The sequence below is a fragment of the Streptomyces typhae genome, from assembly GCF_009755605.1.
GTDB lineage: Bacteria > Actinomycetota > Actinomycetes > Streptomycetales > Streptomycetaceae > Streptomyces > Streptomyces typhae.
This window is the reverse complement of the sequence record NZ_WPNZ01000008.1, coordinates 70576-86896: the sequence shown is the minus strand read 5'-3', so window position 1 is coordinate 86896 and position 16321 is coordinate 70576. Positions and strand designations below refer to the sequence as shown.

Sequence of the window (16321 nt, the reverse complement as noted above, 5' to 3'; positions counted from 1 at the left end):
CGGGCTGCTCGGGTGCCGCCCCGGGCACGTGGCCCAAAGCCTCACGTGCCCGGGGCGGTCAGCACTACCTGGGCGCAGAACAACTCCATACCGAGCAAGTCCTTGCATCACGCACCACCTCCCAGAAGCGCGTGCCGGTCAGCGGCCGGCACAGGAAAACAACCGGAGGAGCCGCAGTGGCGACCGAGCCCAGGTTCACCAAGCAAGGCACCACCACCCCCGATCCCGAAGGGTCCGCGCACCGCGAGGGGACGTTGCATCCCGTCGACGAGAAGCTGCCGCCCCTGAAGATGGCCACCACCGGCCTCCAGCACGTCGCCGCCATGTACGCGGGCGTCGTCGCACCGCCGCTCATCGTGGGCGCGGCGGTCGGCCTCTCGCCGAAGGAACTCACCTTCCTCACCGGCGCCTGTCTGTTCACGGCCGGACTCGCGACCTTCCTCCAGACGCTCGGCGTCTGGAAGATCGGCGCCCGGCTCCCGTTCGTCAACGGTGTCACCTTCGCCGGTGTCGCGCCCATGCTCGCGGTCGTCGACTCCACCAAGGACAAGGACGACGCGCTGCCGATCATCTTCGGCGCGGTGATCGTGGCGGGGCTGCTCGGCTTCGTCGCGGCCCCGTTCTTCTCGAAGATGGTCCGCTTCTTCCCGCCCGTCGTCACGGGCACGGTCATCACCCTCATAGGCATATCCCTGATGCCGGTCGCCTTCGGCTGGATGCAGGGCCCCAACCCGGGGGCCGACGACTACGGCTCGACGAAGTACCTGTCCCTCGCGGGCATCACGCTCCTCATCGTGCTGCTGCTCCGCCGCTTCACGCGCGGCTTCGTGAAGCAGATCGCCGTACTGCTCGGCCTGGTGCTCGGCACGCTGGTCGCGATCCCCTTCGACGTCACGGACTTCGGCCCGGTCGCGGACGCGGACGTGGTCGGGTTCCCGACGCCGTTCCACTTCGGCGCACCGCAGTTCGCCGCCGCCGCGATCGTCTCCCTCTGCGTCGTCATGGTCGTCTCCATGACCGAGTCGACGGCCGACATGCTCGCCCTCGGCGAGATCGTGGACCGCCCCGCCGACGAGAAGACCATCGCCGCGGGCCTGCGCGCCGACACCCTCGGCTCCGCCGTCAGCCCGCTCTTCAACGGCTTCATGTGCAGCGCCTTCGCGCAGAACATCGGCCTCGTCGCGATGACGCGGATCCGCAGCCGGTACGTCGTCGCCACCGGTGGCGGCTTCCTCGTCCTGATGGGCCTGTGCCCGATGGCCGCCTCGCTCATCGCGGTCGTGCCGCGCCCGGTGCTCGGCGGCGCGGGCGTCGTCCTGTTCGGCTCGGTCGCCGCGAGCGGCATCCAGACCCTGGTCAAGGCGGGACTCGACCGGGACAACAACGTCCTGATCGTGGCCGTCTCGCTCGCGGTCGGCCTGATCCCCATCTCCGCGCCGGCGTTCTACCACGCCTTCCCGGAGACCGCGAAGATCATCCTGGACTCGGGCATCTCCACCGGCTGCGTCGCCGCGGTCGTCCTGAATCTGCTGTTCAACCACACCGGCAGGCACCGCGAGGACGACGAGGTCACCGCCCCGATGGAACCGGGCGGGGAGATCTCCGAGAGCCGCGTCCCGAAACAGGCAGCGGCACACTAGGGCCCGTCGTCGAGGCCGGTCAGCGCCGCCACGACCGGGTCCGGGTCCCGCGGCCCCATGTGGGGCGCCGCGGGGAAGTCCCGGACCCGGAAGGGGTTGTCGGGGGTCCGCTCGTCCGCCAGGCGGATCATGAGGTCCTGGAGCGCCGGGGGAAGCAGGCGGTCCGCGCCGAAGCGCAGATACGTGCGCGGGATCCGGCCCCAGGTCGCGATCTCGCCGACGGCGTGGTCGCCGTTCACGTCGACGGCCTCGTCCGGCTGGAGCCCGGCCAGAACGCGCAGGAAATCGGGTTCCGCGTGGTCGGCGCAGAACATCTCCCTGAACACCGCGAGGTCCTCGGGGTCCTCGCTGCGGAAGTTGAGGCGCAGCACCCCGAGTTCCCGCGGATCGCCGACGACCTGCCCGGCGGGCACGACCGCGGTGGCGGCCTCGGGCCTGGTCATCACGGCGTCGATGCTCGGCACGCCGGGACTGAAGCAGCACGCCGTCATATAGACCAGGTGCGCGAGGAGTTCGGGCACGGCGTTCGCCACCCGGCTGACGGAGCAGCCGCCCATACTGTGGCCGACGAGCACCACACGCCCGTCCGGCGCGGCCCGCGCGACCCGGCGCACCGCACCGGTGACGCGCCGCTCGAAGTCGTCCAGGCCGATGCCGGCGAGCGGCGACGGCTCGGTCGCGAGCGCGTACAGGTCCTGGGTCTGGTAGGCGGTGGGCAGATGGGCCTCCGTGCCGTGCCACGGCTGGTCCACCGCGACGACGTGGTGTTCACGCAGGGCCAGTTCGCGGGCGATCGGCGCCCAGAAGGCCCCCGAGCCGTGACTGCCGTGCACCAGTACGTAGGCGGTCATGCCCGCGAACGTAGGGGGCGGGGAGGCGGCGCGGCAACAGGTTTCCGGCCGGGGCCCGCGGCCACGCACCGTCCCGCGGCCCTGGTCACGCACCGTCCCGCGGCCCCGGTCACCCTCCGAGGTGTCCGGGGCCGCGCGCCCCCGGCGGGGTTTCTAGCCGCAGTACGTGTCCCCGGCGGGCCGCTCGCCCGTCGCCAGGAAGCGGCTGACCGTCCGGTCGCCGCAGGCGTTGCCGTTGTCCAGGTAGGAGTCGTGGCCCGTGGCGTCCACGACCACCATCCTGGCCCGGTCGCCGAGCGCCTCGCGCATCCTGCGGGCACCGGCGAGGGGCGTCGCGGGGTCGCGTTCGTTCTGGACGAGGAGGACGTTGGAGGGACCGTCGTCCGTGATGCGCACGGGTGCCTCCTGGGGCCGGTAGGGCCAGGCCGCGCACAGCATCGCGTTCCGCGGCATGCCCGCGGTCAGCGGGAACGCGGCGCGGCTCGCGGCGACCCCCTTCGCGTACACGGCGGCCGACCTCGGCCAGGCGATGTCGTTGCAGAGCGTCCCGGCGCCGACGGTCACGGAGTTCCGCAGGACCGCCGCGGGCGGGGACGGCGGCGCGGGCGGAGTCCTGCCCTCCCGGGCGGCCCGGATCAGCTCGGCGAGCCGGGGGAAGTCGTCGGGGTCGTACAGCGCGGTCAGCACGGACTGGCGCAGGACGTCGCCGTTCAGCTCGGCGGGGTTCGCGCCCGGCCACGGGATCGGCGCGCGGTCGAGACGGGCGGCGAGCCCGAGGACCAGGGCGCGCACCCCGGCCGGCGTCCCGGCGAGGCGATCGGCCGTGCCGGGGGCGGACGCCCACGCGGCGAACTCGGGGAAGGCGTCCTCCACGCCCCGCTCGTGCGCGGCGAGCCAGCCCCTGCCGACCCGCTCCGGGTCGGGGTCGTCGACGCTGTCGAGGACGACGCGGTCGGTGCGGTGCGGGAACAACTGCGCGTAGACGGCGGTCGCGTAGGTCCCGTACGACACCGCCCACACGGAGAGTTTCCGCTCGCCGAGCGCCGCCCGGACGAGGTCGAGGTCACGGGCGTTGTTCGCGGTGCTGATGTGGCGGATCAGGTCGCCGCCGTGGCGGGCGCAGGCGGCGGACATGCGGCGCGCCGTCTCCATGGTGGCGGTGACCGATCCGTCGGCGGCGGGCCAGGGCCGCTGCTTCGACGTGCCGAGGTCGGCGGGGTCGAAGCCGCAGTCGACGGGGGCGGAGCGCCCCATGCCGCGCGGGTCGATGCCGATGAGGTCGTAGCGGTCGCGGATCTCCTGGGGGAGCCGCTGCCCCTTGCCGGACGGGTTGTCCAGACCTGAACCGCCGGGGCCGCCGGGGGCCAGGAGCAGCACGCCCCGGCGGGCCGAGGGCTTCTCGGCGGGGATGCGGGAGACGGCGATCGTGGTCCGCGCGCCGCCGGGGTCGGCGTGGTCCACGGGGACCTCGACGGTGGCGCACTCCTGCCGCGCGTCGAGCGCCCGGCCCCCGCCGCCGCCCCCTCCGGCGCACGGCCGCCAGTCGAGCGCGGCCGTCCCGGTGGCGGGCGCGGCCGTCGCGGTGGCGGGCGGGACGAGGCCGCCGAGGACGGCGGCCGAGGCGGCGAGCAGGAGCGCGGTGCGATGGCGCTTGGCCTTCGGCGTAAGGCGCTTGGGCTTCGTCATGCGAAGATCCTGGCTCGGCCGCCCCGTCCGTCACATCCTCCCGACGGGCCGCACGGAGGCGGGGATCACCCCGATGCGGCCCCTAGGGGGCCAGGGGGAGCGGGCCGTCACCCGATGTGGAACGAGTCCCCGTACACCTTCCAGTCCAGCGGCGGGTTCAGGTTCAGGTTCTTCTTGTTGAGGAACACGCGCTGCGCGGTGTCCACGCGGCTGGTGTCCTCGTGGGCCGCCTCCTGCTTCATCGCCCACACCCGGGCGTCGAGGAAGGCGTGCAGGTACTTGACCTCGTCGCCGCCCTGCGCCGGGGGCTTGGCCTTGGTCAGGGCGCGCTTGCGGATGTTCTTGAAGCTGGTGCTGTCGCCGCCGTTGCCGTGCATGACGATCGCGTCGTAGTACGTGAACTGCCCGAGCGTGCCGATGCCGTCGGCCTTGCCCTGCTTGACGGCCGGGTTGAAGTAGACCCGGTCGCGCTCGTCGTTCTGCGCCTTCTGGAAGTCGGTGTCCCGTGCGGCCTTCGCCCAGTCCTTGGTGAAGTTCGGGTCGAGACCCGCGTGCGAGGGGGTGCCGTTGACGCGGCGCAGCGCGGGCAGGTACTTCGCGAGGACGTTGCCGGGCTTGCGCTCGGTGTACAGCTCGACGAGGTCGAGCATGTCGCCGGTGCCGGAACAGAAGCCGATGATGCCCGCCGTGTAGCCGCGCTCGTCGTCTATGTCCTCGATGTACTTGTACTGCGCCTTCCAGTCCAATGAGGAGTTCTCCGCGCTGGAGACGAGCTTCATGGCGATCTCCTTCTTCGCCGGGTCGTCGAGCCCGGCGGCGAGCTGCCCGGGGGCGGCGCTCGCGGGCTTCGGCGCGGGGGCCGCGCCGGCGGTCTGGGTGACCACCAGCGGCCCGGCGATCAGGGCGGCGCCGACCAGACCGATGACCGCACGTCGTGACGTGCGTGAGCGGGGGGTGCGGGGAGCGTACAACGGGTCCTCCAGGTGGGGGAGTTCTGTGTTCCGCTGTCTGTTAGGAAGGTTTCCTACCAGAGATTGGGGATGGCGTACACCCGTCGAGCGCGGACCGGTACCGCGGCGCGACGGCTTTCCCGGGGGTCCCACGGGGGGCGCGGCGTCGCCCGTACATGGCCGGACATCGCTCTAGTCGCTGCTCACGCTGGTCCGTACTATCCCAGCACCCTCAGCCTCCGCTCATCGCTCGCGGGCCCGCTCATCACCGCGGGCGAGGGCTGAGTCAGTTCCTCCCAGCACAGCTGTATCCCCCACCTCACCTCGGTCCGCCCTGCGCGGATGCCGTCGTGAGCCGAGCAACGAATGGGAGAACCATGACCGCTGCACTCCTGGCAGGCGGCTCGCTCGCCGTCCTGCTCGCCGCGGGACTGCCCGCGCAGGATCCGTCGGAGATCGCCGATCCGCCGCCGGACAAGATTGTGATCGAAGTTGCCACCGTGAACGGATCGGGCTGCCCCAGAGGCACCGCCGCCGTCTCCGTCTCGGACGACAACACGGCCTTCACCGTGACCTACAGCGACTATCTGGCACAGGCGGGCGGCAACTCCTCGCCCACCGCGTTCCGGAAGAACTGTCAGCTCAGCCTGAAGGTGTACGTGCCGCACGGCTTCACCTACGCGATCGCGAGTGCCGACTACCGCGGCTTCGCCTCCCTCGAACGGGGCGCCAAGGGCACCGAGAAGGCGTCGTACTACTTCCAGGGCTCCCCGGACACGGGCGCCAAGTCGCACGTCTTCAGCGGCCCGGTGGCCGACAACTGGCAGGCCACCGACGAGACCGAGGTCACCCAGCTGGTCTGGGCGCCCTGCGGCAAACAGCGCAACTTCAACATCAACACCGAGCTGCGCGTCGACCTCGGCAGCTCCGACCGCAACAAGACCAGCTTCATGACGATGGACTCCACCGACGGGGACATCAGCACCATCTACCGCGTGAAGTGGAAGGAGTGCCCGCGGGAGGACCCGAGCTGAACCCGGCCTGATCCGTCGCGTTGAGGACTGACCAGGCCCACGGGCCCTGAGGGGGTCGCGCCCGCGGCGGTTCGTCGCCGTCCTGCCGTGGGCCCGGCACCTCATCCGCTCTCGGCCAGCGTGTCACGCACCTGCTTCGCGATCGCGTACGTGTCTCCGGTGGGTCGTACGGCGAGGCGGCCCGGGTTCCGCGTCCACCGGTCCTCCAGGGCGAACCAGTCGATGTCCACGTCGGCGTCCACGTCGGCGTCCTCGCGGTCGTTGTCGTCGAGTGCGGCGCGCAGCGCGCCGAAGAAGGTCTTCCAGCGCAGCCGGTAGAGCCCGCCGACCAGGCCCGCCCACTCCCGGTTCGCGTAGTCCCGGAGGCCTTTCTCGGCTCCGGCGCGCGGGCCCCACACGGTGAGGAGCGACAGCTGGTCGTGGCCGAGCCGGTCCCGTTCGCGGGCGTCGGCGCCCCAGGCGCGGGCGTCGGCGAGATGGCGGCCGAGCAGATGCCGTGCGTCGGTGGCCACGAGCCGGTCGAGGAGGTCGAGCAGGCGCAGCCAGGTGCGGGTGAGGTCGTCGAAGCGGCCGGTGTCCCGGGCGTCGTAGGCGTCCTTGATGCGCGGCAGCAGGACCCGGCTCCGGTTGGACAGGGCCTGCCGCGCCACGTCGAGCAGGTCCCTGCGGTACGCGGACGACCTCCGCAGCTGTCGCCGTACGGAGAGGAGGTGGTCGAGGGCGGGCTCGAAGTCCGCCGGGTCGTAGCGCAGCTCCTTCGGCGACCAGGACGCGGCCGACCGCACGGCGAGCCCCGGCCGGGCACCGAAGAGCCCGTCGGCGCCCTCGGCCCACTCGTCGGCACGGGTGGTGCCGTAGACGGTGCGGCGCAGTACGTCCCAGGCGGCCCCGGCATGCGTATCGGTCCCGCCGTAACGCACCACGGCCCAGTCGCCGAACCACGCCTTCAGGTCGAGGTGCCCGTCCGACTCGGCGTCGCGCCAGGCCAGTTCGGAGAAGAGCGCGAAGGCGGCCGGGTTGTTGTCGGCGGCCTCCGGCATGAGCGCGACGCCGCGCAGGGTGCTGCCGTCCTTGGTGCGCCACTTCTCGTACAGATCGGCCCAGTCCGGGGTGTTCGCGCCGAGGGCCGTGTGCCCGCCGAAGTTCCAGATCGACCCGAAGGCGTACGGCGTGGAGCCCCAGTCGGACTCCCGGTCGGTGACCGTCGGGTAGCGGTCGGAGAGGCCGTCGACGACGAGCATGCGGGAGGTGTCGACGGCGTCGACGAGGGCCTTCGGAGGATTGTGCTGCCAGCCGAGGATCACCCAGACGGCGTCCGGGTGCGCGGTCCGCAGGGCCTTCTCGACGGCTTTCGCCGCGTCCCCGACCGGTACGTCACCGGGCTTGCCGCCCTCGTGCAGCAGATCCATCTTGTACATCGTCGAGGGCCCGAACAGCTCGTCCTGCACCCGGTAGAACGCGGCGGCGACACGGGCGAACGCCTCGGTTCGCGGGTCCAGCCAGTCCGGGCGCGCGAGCCCCGTCCAGGTGCCCTGCGGCACGGTCCGCGCCCCGGGATTGCGCCCCGCGAAACCGTCCGGGACGGTGCCGAAGTAGCCCGGGAACACAGGTGTCATGCCCAGCTCGCGCACCCGGTCGGCGATGCGGCGGCCCAGGCGGGCGCGCTTGTCGAGCAGTTGCCGGGACAAGGGGTGCGGGCACGCCGACAAGTCCTGCAAGTTCTGCAAGTCCTGCGAGTTCTGCGTGTTCTGCATGTTCTGGAGCAGCCACCACGGCTGGTGCGCGGGCCCCGGCACCCAGGCCCGCAGTTCCTCGTCGCCGTACCCGAACTCCTGGAAGAGGCGGTGGTAGACGGCGTCGGCGCCGGCGTACACGAGGACCTCGTTGTAGCCGTGCAGCGCGAGGACGTCGAGTTCGCGCTCCCAGTAGTCCCAGTCGGCGTACGCGTTGGTGTAGCCGTCGTTGGTGTCGTTGAGGACGAAGCGGTGCGGGACGTTCGCGCGTCTGCGCACGGGCGGGCCCGGGGCGGGCAGGACCGCGGGCAGGTCCACCTGGTCGCCCGCCCAGGTGAGGGTGGCGTGCGCGGCGTGCTTGAGGTAGTGGCGCAGGCCGGTGAGCTGGACGGCGGCGGTGGGGCCCGTGACGAGGACGCGTCCGGCCCGCCCCGACACCCGGAAGGTGTCGCCCTCGCCCCGCACGGTCCTGAACGTGATCTGGTCCCCGTGGTCGGGGAGCAGCCGCCGGGCGGCGGCGGTGGCCGCGGCGGCGGCGTCGTGGCCCGTGCGCGCCCGGTCCGGCGCCCCGGCCGCCGCCCCCGGCGCGCCGCGCGACGGCTCGGGCGAACAGGCCGAACAGGCCGCGGCGGCACCGGCCGCGCCGGTGAGGGCGGCCGTCAGGACGGTGCGGCGGCGGGGCGGATGCGGCATGCGGGGCTCCGGGGGAGGCAGGGCGGCAGCGGCGACGGTACCGAAGATTGTCATGCCCGGCGCGGGTCCGTCCCGTAACCCTCGGCCTGGTGAACCCAGGGGAACGGATCGCCGCCGAGGTGCGCCCTGCCGGGTGCCCTTCCGTGCGCCCCGTCCTGGGCTCCTGCCATGTGCCCTTCCGTACGGGCGCGCCATTGTTCTAGCATGATGCGAACGGTTGGGTCGGAGCGGACGCGAACTCGTGTGCTGTGCATGGACCTGCCGTGAGGGGAGGAGGAACCTCGATGACCTCGACGACCTCGACGAACGGCCCGGTCCCGGCGCTCGGTCCGACGGGCCGGGCCGTCCTGGCCGCGTTGCCCGGGGTGGCCGCCTGTGCGGGGGTGCTGGCGCTCGCCGCGGCGCGGTGGGACGCGCTGCCGGATCCCGTGGCGATCCACTTCGGCGGCGACAGTGCCGACGGATTCGCGTCCCGGACGACCGGAGTCCTCGTCATGGCCGGGATCTGCGCCTTGGCGGCCGTCGTGTTCGCCGCGGTCGCCCGGCGGTGTCCGGCGGCCCGTTCGATGTACGCGACGGCGTTCGCGGTCCCGGCGCTCCTGGCGTGCGCCTTCGTGATGACCCTGCTGGCCAACGCCGACGTCGCCGACGCCCACGACGCCGAACTGCCGAATTGGCAGATCCTCTTCCCGGCCGGCGCGGCCCTGGCGGGGGCGGCCGTCGGCGCGCTGCTCGCCCCGGCGTCCGCGGCCGGGGGCGAGGCCTCCGGGGCGGTCGGCGGGGACGCCCCGCTGTCGGTGGGCCTGAGGGCGGGGGAGACCGCGGTGTGGAGCCGGTCCGCGGCGCCCGCCTGGATCAAGGGCGTGTTCACCGTGCTGATCGCGGCGGGCGCGGCGGGGCTGCTGTTCGACGTCGGGGAACTCGCGTGGGTGGGGCTGCCGATCGGTGTGATCGGGCTCGTGATGTCCCTGCTGCGGGCCAGTGCGGGCCCGAAGGGGTTCGCTCTCGGGCTGCCGCTGCTGCCGTTCCCCCGGGTGAGCGTCCCGCTGGCGGACATAAGGCAGGCCCGTGTGCGCCTCGTCAGGCCGGTGCGCGACCTCGGCGGCTGGGGCTACCGCTCGATGGGCGGCCGCCGGGGGCTCGCCTTCCACTCGGGCGAGGGGCTGTGCCTGGAGCTGACCGGGGACCGCGAGTTCCTGATCGTCGTCGAGGACGCGGAGTCGGCCGCGGGGCTGCTCAATGACCTCGTCGCCTCCTCGGCGGAGGGCGAGCGCTGACATGCTGATCCGCATCGACCCCTCGTCGGCGCAGCCCCTGGCCGAACAGGTCGCCGCGTCGGTGCGCCGCGCCCTCGGCGAGGGGACGCTGCGCATCGGCGACAAGCTGCCGAGCGCCAGGGAGGCCGCGCGGCTCCTCGGGGTGAACATGCACACGGTGCTGCGGGGTTACCAGGCCCTGAAGGCGGAGGGTCTGATCGACCTGCGGGCCGGGCGTGGCGCGGTGGTGGTGGCCGCACCACGCCGGGCGGGGCTGTGGACCATGACCTGTCAGCTCGTCACCGAGGCGCGCCGGGCCGGGATGTCGGACGAGGAGGTGGTCGCGCTCGTGGGCTCCGCGCTCGCCGGATCGCCGGGCTCGGGTTCCGCGGCGGACGCTCAGGGTTCCGCGGCGGACGCTTCTTCGGGTCCTGCGGCGGACGCGTGAGCCCGGCGGAGTCCGAGGGGCGAGTGGGTCAGAGTGCCGCGAGCGTGCTGTCCACCGTGGAGAGGAGGACCGTCCGGTCGTCCTGGACCCGGCTCAGTACGCGCAGCCCGTAGTACGTGCTCTGCACAAGCCGGGCCAGGGCGCGGGCGTCGCGCCCCGCCGCGATCTCGCCGGTCGCCTGGCCCGCCCCCACGACCGCGCACAACTCGTCCTCGACCCGGTCGAACGTGCGCCGCACGGAGCGCTTGACGTCCGGGTCGAGTGCGGCGACCTCGACGGCGGCGTTCATCGCGAAGCAGCCGCGCCGCCCCTCGGCCGCGTCGAGGTCGCTGTCCAGGGAGTGCAGCATCATGGCCCGCAGCCGCTCCTTCGCGGAGCCGGGCGCGTTCAGGAGCGCGATCTGTTCGGCGGTGACCGTCTCGTAGTAGCGCTCAAGGGCGCGCAGATACAGCTCGCGCTTGCCGCCGAAGGTGTTGTAGAGGCTCGACGGGCCGAGTCCGGTGCTCTCGCACAGGTCGCGGGTGGACGTGCCCTCGTACCCGTGGCGCCAGAAGGTGTCCATGGCCGCGGTGATGACACGGTCCTCGTCGAACTGTCGTGGCCTGGCCATGGACCCACACTAAACGTTCTGGAAAACCTCTTCAAAACCCGGTCGAGGCTGCCGTCGCGCCGCGCGCTCCAGGCGGGCCGCCCACAGCGCGCCCGCGCACCCGAGGGCGGCGAGGGCGGCACCGACCCAGGCGACGGAGGCGTAGCCGTGTCCGGCCGCGATGGTCAGGCCGCCGAGCATCGGGGCCAGGGTGTTGCCTACGTTGAAGGCGGCGGTGTTGGTGGCGCCGACCAGGGTGGGCGCGTCCGGCGCGAGGGTGAACACGCGCGACTGGAGCGCGGGGTTGGTGACGTACCCGGCGAGGCCGAGCAGGAAGGTGAGGCCGATGACGACGGGCGCGGTGTGCGCGGTGAGCGCGAGCGCCGCGGAGACGGCGGCGAGCGCGCCGAGCCCCGCCGCGAGCGTCCCGACGGCGTGCGACTGCGCGGTGCGCCCGCCGATCACGAGCCCGGCCGTCCCGCCCGCGCCGAACAGCGCGAGGACGGCGGGCACCGTGCCCTCGGCGAGTCCGCTCTCCTCGGTCAGGAAGGACGCGAGATAGCTGAAGGTGACGATCACCGCGCCGAAGGCGAAGGCCGTGACGGCGTACGAGAGCCAGAGCTGCGGGCGCCTCATGCCGCGCAGTTCGGCGCGCACCGAACGCGGCTCATCGCCGCCGTCCCCGCCCGCGGGCACGGCCCAGGCGGTGCACACCAGGCTGACGGCGGTCGCGGCGGCCACGGCCCAGAACGCGGCCCGCCAGCCCGCCGACTGGCTGAGCACGGTGCCCGCCGGTACGCCGACGATGGTGGCCAGGGTCAGGCCGCCCGCGACGAGGGCGACGGCCCTGCTCTTGGCGTCGGCGGGCACGAGCGCCACGGCCGTGGCCACGGCGACGCCCCAGAACCCGGCGTACGCGAGCGCGCTGAGCACCCGGGTGACGAACAGGACGGCGTAGCCCGGCGCGAGCGCGCCCACCACGTGTCCGGCGACGAAGACGGCCTGGAGGCCGACGAGCGCGGTCCGGCGTGGCCAGTTCAGGGTGGCGACGGCGAGCAGCGGGGCGCCCACGACCATGCCGATCGCGAAGGCCGAGATCAGCAGACCGGCGTCCGGGACGGACACCCCGAGGTCGTCGGCCATGCCGGGCAGCAGGCCGGACAGCATGAACTCCGAGGTGCCCTGGGTGAAGATGCCGAGCGCCAGGACGTACACGGCGAGGGGTATGCGGGTGCCCGGTGTGCCCGGTGTGCCCGGTGTGCCCGGCGTGCCGGTGCGTGCGGGAGCGGGGTCCGGGGCATGGTTTTGGAGCGAGTGCTTCATAACGCGGACGTTAGCATGTTCTGAATCGACTGCTTCAGAACTGGGCCGACTCCGCGGCGGAGGCACGGTCGGCGCACACAGGAGGCCGTCGCGACGTTCGCCCGTTGAGCGTGCCGTCAGGAGCCGGTCACACCTGCGCGTATCCGCCGTCGGCGAAGAACTCGGCGCCGTTGACGTAGCTCGCGGCGTCCGAGGCGAGGAACGTCGTCACCGCGGCGATCTCCGCGGGCTCGGCGAGGCGGCCCAGCGGAATGGCCTCCTCGGCCTGCTTGAGCACGTCGGCCGGGAGCAGCTCCAGCAGGCCCGGAGTGCGGGTGCCGCCGGGCGACACGACGTTGACCCGGAAGCCGCGCGCGCGTGAGCCGCGGGCCCAGCCGCGGGCGAGACTGCGCACCGCGGCCTTCGACGACCCATAGACCTCAAGCCCTTCATCGGGCCGCGTCGCGGCGGTCGAGCCCGTCAGGACCACCGACGCACCGGTGTTCAGATGCGGCAGCGCCTGCTGGAACGTGAGGATCGTTCCCTTGACGTTGGTGGCGAACAGGGAGTCGATCACCTCCTCCGTCACCTCGCCGAGCGGCGCCGCGGTGCCGATGCCGGCGTTGGCGACCAGCACGTCGATACGACCGGCCTGCGCACGCACAGCCTGGTAGAGCGCATCGAGCTCCGAGAGCACCGAAACGTCGCACACCACACCGGTCACGCCGCTTCCGAGTTCGGTGACCGCGGCGTCCAGCGCGTCCTTGCGGCGACCGGTGATGAACACCTGGGCGCCCTCGTCAAGGAACGCGCGGGCCGTGGCGAACCCTATGCCGCTGCTGCCGCCGGTGATCACTGCGACTTTGTCTGCCAAGACGGGCATGCCGTCCCCCTCCACGATTATGGACCGTTACGTCAATAACCATCCTCGATATGGACCGTACAGTCAAGAACTAGGTCGGGGAGGGGCTCCGCTGCCTGTGTCGGGCGGCTGTTACCGCGGCGCGATGGCGGGCAGGAACCGCGCCAGGACGGCCTGGGCCGCCGCGGTGAGGGTGCCGATGTCCACGCCGGTGCGCCCGAGGGCGACGAGGCCGAGCTGGGCGACGAGGGTGGCGCGGGCGGTCTCGGCGGGATCCGCGTCCGGGGCGAGGTCGCCTTCGCGCCGGGCGCGCTCCAGTGCCTCGGTGAGGATGGCGGTGATCGCGTCGTAGCTGCGGCGCGCCTCGGCGGCCACCTCCGGGGTGCTGATCGCGAGTTCGGCGTTGCTGTTGGCCAGCAGGCACCCCCGGCGCGCAGCCGCCCCCGTCGGGTCGGAGGCCGGGCCGAGTACGAACTCGCGTACCAGGTCGGCCCCCCGCGCCGAGGACTCCAGGCGCTCGCGCAGCATCAGCAGGTTCGTGTCGTCGTAGTCGCGCAGCACCCGCAGGAACAGCTTCTGCTTGTCCCCGAACGCGCCGTACAGGCTGCCCTTGCCGAGACCGCTGACGCGCAGCAGGTCCTCCAGGGACGTCGCCGCGTAGCCCTTGTCCCAGAACTCGTCGCGAACGGCGAGCAGTACGTGGTCTTCGTCGAACTTGCGAGGGCGGGCCATGTCCTCATCGTACGAGTTCTGGACCGAACGGGCCATTACGGGTGCGCCGCGGCGGCTCTCCGGCGAGCCGTGCGTGTTCATGCCGTGTACACATACGCGCCCGCTCCCGGTGGGGCCGACGCCGCCCGGTGCCGCGATCTTCACGACGGCACCCCATGCAGCACCCGCACCTCACGTACCGGAGCCGTCCCATGGACCGCAGATCCCTCCTCGCCGCGAGCGGCGGCGCCCTCGCGACCGCCGCCGTCGCCGCCGCCCCGCAGGCCCACGCCGCCCCCGACCAGGCGTCCACGCGCGGCCACGAGTGGGGCGTCAACCGCTTCAACGTCATCAGCGACATCCAGGGCGACCTCGCCGACTTCGGCCGCGCCCTGGACGACATGGCGGCCGTCAACCCCCGCAGCACCGGTCTCGCCGTCGCCGGCGACATCACCCCGCGCGGGTACGACTTCGAGTACGCGCAGGTCAGCACCGAACTCCGGCGCCACACCCATCCCCGCAACGTCGCCTGGGCCATCGGCAACCACGAGTTCTACGTCCCGAAGTGGCGCGACCCCGACACCCTCGCCCAGGACACCTGGCCCAACGGCACCACCGAGGACTCCCTCTTCCGCAGCTTCTACCGCTTCGCCAAGCGCGGCTCCGTCCACGCGGAGACGTCCTTCGGCGGCGTGCCCGTCCTCACCCTCGGCACCGAGCGGTACTCCCACTTCCACGACCCGAAGCTCTGGGACGAAGTGTGGATCAGCGACGCCCAGTTCACCTGGCTCGAGGACCGGCTGCGGTACTGGTCGCGCCGCCGCAAGCCGGTCATGGTCGTCACCCACCACCCGCTGCCCAACACCGTCTCCGGCACCCGCAACAAGCTCTACATGAGCGACTACCTCCAGGCCGACCGGCTCCTCGCTCTCCTCGGCCGCCACCCCGACGTCTTCCTCTTCTCCGGCCACACCCACTGGGACCTGGACCTGTCCGACTGGGTGGTCCGCCGCGTCGTCCCCGGCACGGCGAACCTGAGTGGCTTCACCGTCGTCAACACCGGCGCCATCCAGACGGGCTTCCGCGACGACGGCAAGGGCGGCGAGGTGTCCGTGGGCGGCTCCTTCAACCAGGGCCTCCAGGTGGAGGTCCACTGGGACAAGGTCGTCATCAAGGCCAGGGACTTCGCTCGCCGCGCGTGGCTGAAGGAGATTACGGTGCCGCTCGCACGAGCGTGAGGAATTCTGACCAGGGGGTCGGGTTCATAGTCAGCCGGGCCCCGTCGGGACGCTTGGAGTCGCGGACGTGGATGGCGGCGGGGACGGGGGCGACCTCTATGCAGTCGTCGCCGCTCCCGCTGCTGTGGCTGGACTTGTGCCACGTGAAAGCGACTTCTGCGCAGTCGTCGCCGGACCCGCCGCTGTGCCCGGACTTGCGCCAGGCCGACGCGATTTCCACGCAGTCGTCGCCGTCCCCGCCGCTGTGGCTGGACTTGTTCCACGCAGGCGAGACTTCTACGCAGTCGCCGTCGGTGCCGCTGCTGTGGGTGGACTTGTGCCAGGCGGACGCGACCTCTACGCAGTCGTCGCCGGCGCTGCCGCTGTAGCTGGACTTGCGCCAGGAGAGGGCCACTTCCACGCAGTCGCCGTCTCCGCTGCTGCTGTAGCGGCTTGTGTGCCAGGACAGTTCGGGGGTGCTCATCATGCTCCTCGCATCCGCTCCAAGAGGCTCACCGACTCATCGAAGGAGAGAGCCTGTGAGCGCATCCTGGCATACCGCATCTGGAGCATGCTGACCACCTTTGGGTCAGAGATGAGCTGACCGCTCTCCTGCCCTTCGCAGTACGCGAACCACTTGTTGCTCGGAGTCTCCAGCAGCCTTATGGGGCCGTCCAGTCCGGCGTGGGACTCCCGCTGGAGCGGCATGATTTGCAGCTCGATGTTCCGGCGCTCGGCGAGTTCGAGAACCCGGTCGATGACCGCCAGGGTGACTGCCGTCCCGCCCACGCCGCGCAGGAACAGGTGCTCCTCCAGGATGAAGCTGAACGCCGTGTTGGGGCGCTCAGTGAGCAGCTTCTGGCGTTCCACGCGCGCCGCAAGCCGTGCCTGGATCTCATCGTCGTGCAGTGGCGGCAACCTATTGGCAAACACGGCCTGCGCGTACTCGGGTGTCTGCAACAGCCCCGGCATCAACCGGCACTCATACGCGTAGAGGTTGATCGCCTCCCGCTCAAGCTGGGCCCACCGCTTGAACCAAGTGGCCAACCCCCGCTGCCGAGAGACCTGGTGCACAATCAACCGCAGCGTCCCGAACGCATCGAGCGCGGCCTCCGCCTGGTCGACGAACCGCGGCGGCGGGAACCGTCTCCCCTGCTCGATCGACGCGAGGAAATGCGTCGAGTAGCCGATCTCCGGAGCCAGGGCCTCTTGCGTGTACCCGGCCCGCTTGCGGAAGCTCTTCAAAGCCGCACCGAAGGCTTTGAGGCCCTCGCTCGGCTCCGGCTCGTTCGTGCCGGGCGCGCTTGACGACGTCACGCGCCCATGCTCACGGACAGTGACCCGTACCG

15 protein-coding genes are annotated in these 16321 nt (G+C 72.0%); 5 read left to right on the top strand and 10 right to left on the bottom strand.

Annotated elements, in window-relative coordinates; all coding sequences use genetic code 11:
* Positions 1–290 precede the first annotated feature (290 nt).
* The gene (locus GPA10_RS16065) at positions 291–1640 is read left to right on the top strand and encodes a nucleobase:cation symporter-2 family protein (RefSeq protein ID WP_157166280.1); all 1350 of its coding nucleotides are present in this window, start codon (positions 291–293) and stop codon (positions 1638–1640) included.
* Here GPA10_RS16065 and GPA10_RS16060 read toward each other — a convergent pair.
* From GPA10_RS16060 to GPA10_RS16050, 3 genes are all read right to left on the bottom strand, one after another.
* Complete coding sequence (locus tag GPA10_RS16060; RefSeq protein WP_198351618.1) at positions 1637–2491, bottom strand: alpha/beta fold hydrolase; 855 nt, start codon at positions 2489–2491, stop codon at positions 1637–1639. The two genes, GPA10_RS16065 and GPA10_RS16060, sit on opposite strands and share 4 nt — an antisense overlap.
* Positions 2492–2644: 153 nt before the next feature.
* Positions 2645–4177, bottom strand: coding sequence for an alpha/beta hydrolase (locus GPA10_RS16055; protein ID WP_157166129.1), 1533 nt, complete (start codon positions 4175–4177; stop codon positions 2645–2647).
* Positions 4178–4284: 107 nt separating this feature from the next.
* The gene (locus GPA10_RS16050; protein ID WP_058849255.1) at positions 4285–5148 is read right to left on the bottom strand and encodes a chitosanase; all 864 of its coding nucleotides are present in this window, start codon (positions 5146–5148) and stop codon (positions 4285–4287) included.
* A gap of 356 nt (positions 5149–5504) precedes the next feature.
* Between GPA10_RS16050 and GPA10_RS16045 the strand changes: the two genes are divergently transcribed.
* Complete coding sequence (locus GPA10_RS16045) at positions 5505–6161, top strand: DUF4360 domain-containing protein (protein ID WP_157166128.1); 657 nt, start codon at positions 5505–5507, stop codon at positions 6159–6161.
* 101 nt (positions 6162–6262) lie between these two features.
* On the opposite strand, the gene GPA10_RS16040 is transcribed toward GPA10_RS16045, so the two are convergent.
* The gene (locus GPA10_RS16040) at positions 6263–8587 is read right to left on the bottom strand and encodes an alpha-N-acetylglucosaminidase (RefSeq protein ID WP_157166278.1); all 2325 of its coding nucleotides are present in this window, start codon (positions 8585–8587) and stop codon (positions 6263–6265) included.
* 284 nt (positions 8588–8871) lie between these two features.
* Between GPA10_RS16040 and GPA10_RS16035 the strand changes: the two genes are divergently transcribed.
* Positions 8872–9864: a DUF1648 domain-containing protein gene (locus tag GPA10_RS16035; protein ID WP_157166127.1), complete on the top strand. Its 993-nt coding sequence runs from the start codon at positions 8872–8874 to the stop codon at positions 9862–9864.
* A gap of 1 nt (position 9865) precedes the next feature.
* The gene (locus GPA10_RS16030; protein ID WP_157166126.1) at positions 9866–10291 is read left to right on the top strand and encodes a GntR family transcriptional regulator; all 426 of its coding nucleotides are present in this window, start codon (positions 9866–9868) and stop codon (positions 10289–10291) included.
* A 28-nt stretch (positions 10292–10319) separates the two neighbouring features.
* Here the strand turns inward: GPA10_RS16030 and GPA10_RS16025 are convergent, their stop codons facing one another.
* From GPA10_RS16025 to GPA10_RS16010, 4 genes are all read right to left on the bottom strand, one after another.
* Positions 10320–10901 (bottom strand): TetR/AcrR family transcriptional regulator, encoded by a 582-nt coding sequence (locus tag GPA10_RS16025; RefSeq protein WP_157166125.1) that lies wholly within the window; start codon positions 10899–10901, stop codon positions 10320–10322.
* 9 nt (positions 10902–10910) lie between these two features.
* Positions 10911–12203: a Cmx/CmrA family chloramphenicol efflux MFS transporter gene (locus GPA10_RS16020; protein ID WP_157166124.1), complete on the bottom strand. Its 1293-nt coding sequence runs from the start codon at positions 12201–12203 to the stop codon at positions 10911–10913.
* 127 nt (positions 12204–12330) lie between these two features.
* A complete protein-coding gene (locus GPA10_RS16015; protein ID WP_157166277.1) occupies positions 12331–13065 on the bottom strand; it encodes an SDR family NAD(P)-dependent oxidoreductase in 735 nt (244 codons plus the stop codon).
* Positions 13066–13176: 111 nt separating this feature from the next.
* On the bottom strand, positions 13177–13776 hold the full coding sequence (locus GPA10_RS16010; RefSeq protein WP_058849455.1) for a TetR/AcrR family transcriptional regulator: 600 nt from the start codon (positions 13774–13776) through the stop codon (positions 13177–13179).
* Positions 13777–13967: 191 nt separating this feature from the next.
* Between GPA10_RS16010 and GPA10_RS16005 the strand changes: the two genes are divergently transcribed.
* The gene (locus GPA10_RS16005) at positions 13968–14993 is read left to right on the top strand and encodes a metallophosphoesterase family protein (RefSeq protein ID WP_157166123.1); all 1026 of its coding nucleotides are present in this window, start codon (positions 13968–13970) and stop codon (positions 14991–14993) included.
* Here the strand turns inward: GPA10_RS16005 and GPA10_RS42480 are convergent.
* On the bottom strand, positions 14968–15459 hold the full coding sequence (locus GPA10_RS42480; RefSeq protein WP_157166122.1) for a DUF397 domain-containing protein: 492 nt from the start codon (positions 15457–15459) through the stop codon (positions 14968–14970). The two genes, GPA10_RS16005 and GPA10_RS42480, sit on opposite strands and share 26 nt — an antisense overlap.
* Positions 15456–16289, bottom strand: coding sequence for a helix-turn-helix domain-containing protein (locus GPA10_RS15995; RefSeq protein ID WP_343040997.1), 834 nt, complete (start codon positions 16287–16289; stop codon positions 15456–15458). The genes GPA10_RS42480 and GPA10_RS15995 overlap by 4 nt, the downstream gene beginning before the upstream one ends.
* Positions 16290–16321 lie beyond the last annotated feature (32 nt).

What these genes read in the sequence shown, in the direction of transcription:
- GPA10_RS16065 (WP_157166280.1), top strand. Translation starts at nt 291, where the DNA reads ATGGCCACCACCGGCCTCCAGCACGTCGCCGCCATGTACGCGGGCGTC.
- GPA10_RS16060 (WP_198351618.1), bottom strand. Translation starts at nt 2,491, where the DNA reads ATGACCGCCTACGTACTGGTGCACGGCAGTCACGGCTCGGGGGCCTTC.
- GPA10_RS16055 (WP_157166129.1), bottom strand. Translation starts at nt 4,177, where the DNA reads ATGACGAAGCCCAAGCGCCTTACGCCGAAGGCCAAGCGCCATCGCACC.
- GPA10_RS16045 (WP_157166128.1), top strand. Translation starts at nt 5,505, where the DNA reads ATGACCGCTGCACTCCTGGCAGGCGGCTCGCTCGCCGTCCTGCTCGCC.
- GPA10_RS16040 (WP_157166278.1), bottom strand. Translation starts at nt 8,587, where the DNA reads ATGCCGCATCCGCCCCGCCGCCGCACCGTCCTGACGGCCGCCCTCACC.
- GPA10_RS16035 (WP_157166127.1), top strand. Translation starts at nt 8,872, where the DNA reads ATGACCTCGACGACCTCGACGAACGGCCCGGTCCCGGCGCTCGGTCCG.
- GPA10_RS16030 (WP_157166126.1), top strand. Translation starts at nt 9,866, where the DNA reads ATGCTGATCCGCATCGACCCCTCGTCGGCGCAGCCCCTGGCCGAACAG.
- GPA10_RS16025 (WP_157166125.1), bottom strand. Translation starts at nt 10,901, where the DNA reads ATGGCCAGGCCACGACAGTTCGACGAGGACCGTGTCATCACCGCGGCC.
- GPA10_RS16020 (WP_157166124.1), bottom strand. Translation starts at nt 12,203, where the DNA reads ATGAAGCACTCGCTCCAAAACCATGCCCCGGACCCCGCTCCCGCACGC.
- GPA10_RS16015 (WP_157166277.1), bottom strand. Translation starts at nt 13,065, where the DNA reads ATGCCCGTCTTGGCAGACAAAGTCGCAGTGATCACCGGCGGCAGCAGC.
- GPA10_RS16010 (WP_058849455.1), bottom strand. Translation starts at nt 13,776, where the DNA reads ATGGCCCGCCCTCGCAAGTTCGACGAAGACCACGTACTGCTCGCCGTT.
- GPA10_RS16005 (WP_157166123.1), top strand. Translation starts at nt 13,968, where the DNA reads ATGGACCGCAGATCCCTCCTCGCCGCGAGCGGCGGCGCCCTCGCGACC.
- GPA10_RS42480 (WP_157166122.1), bottom strand. Translation starts at nt 15,459, where the DNA reads ATGATGAGCACCCCCGAACTGTCCTGGCACACAAGCCGCTACAGCAGC.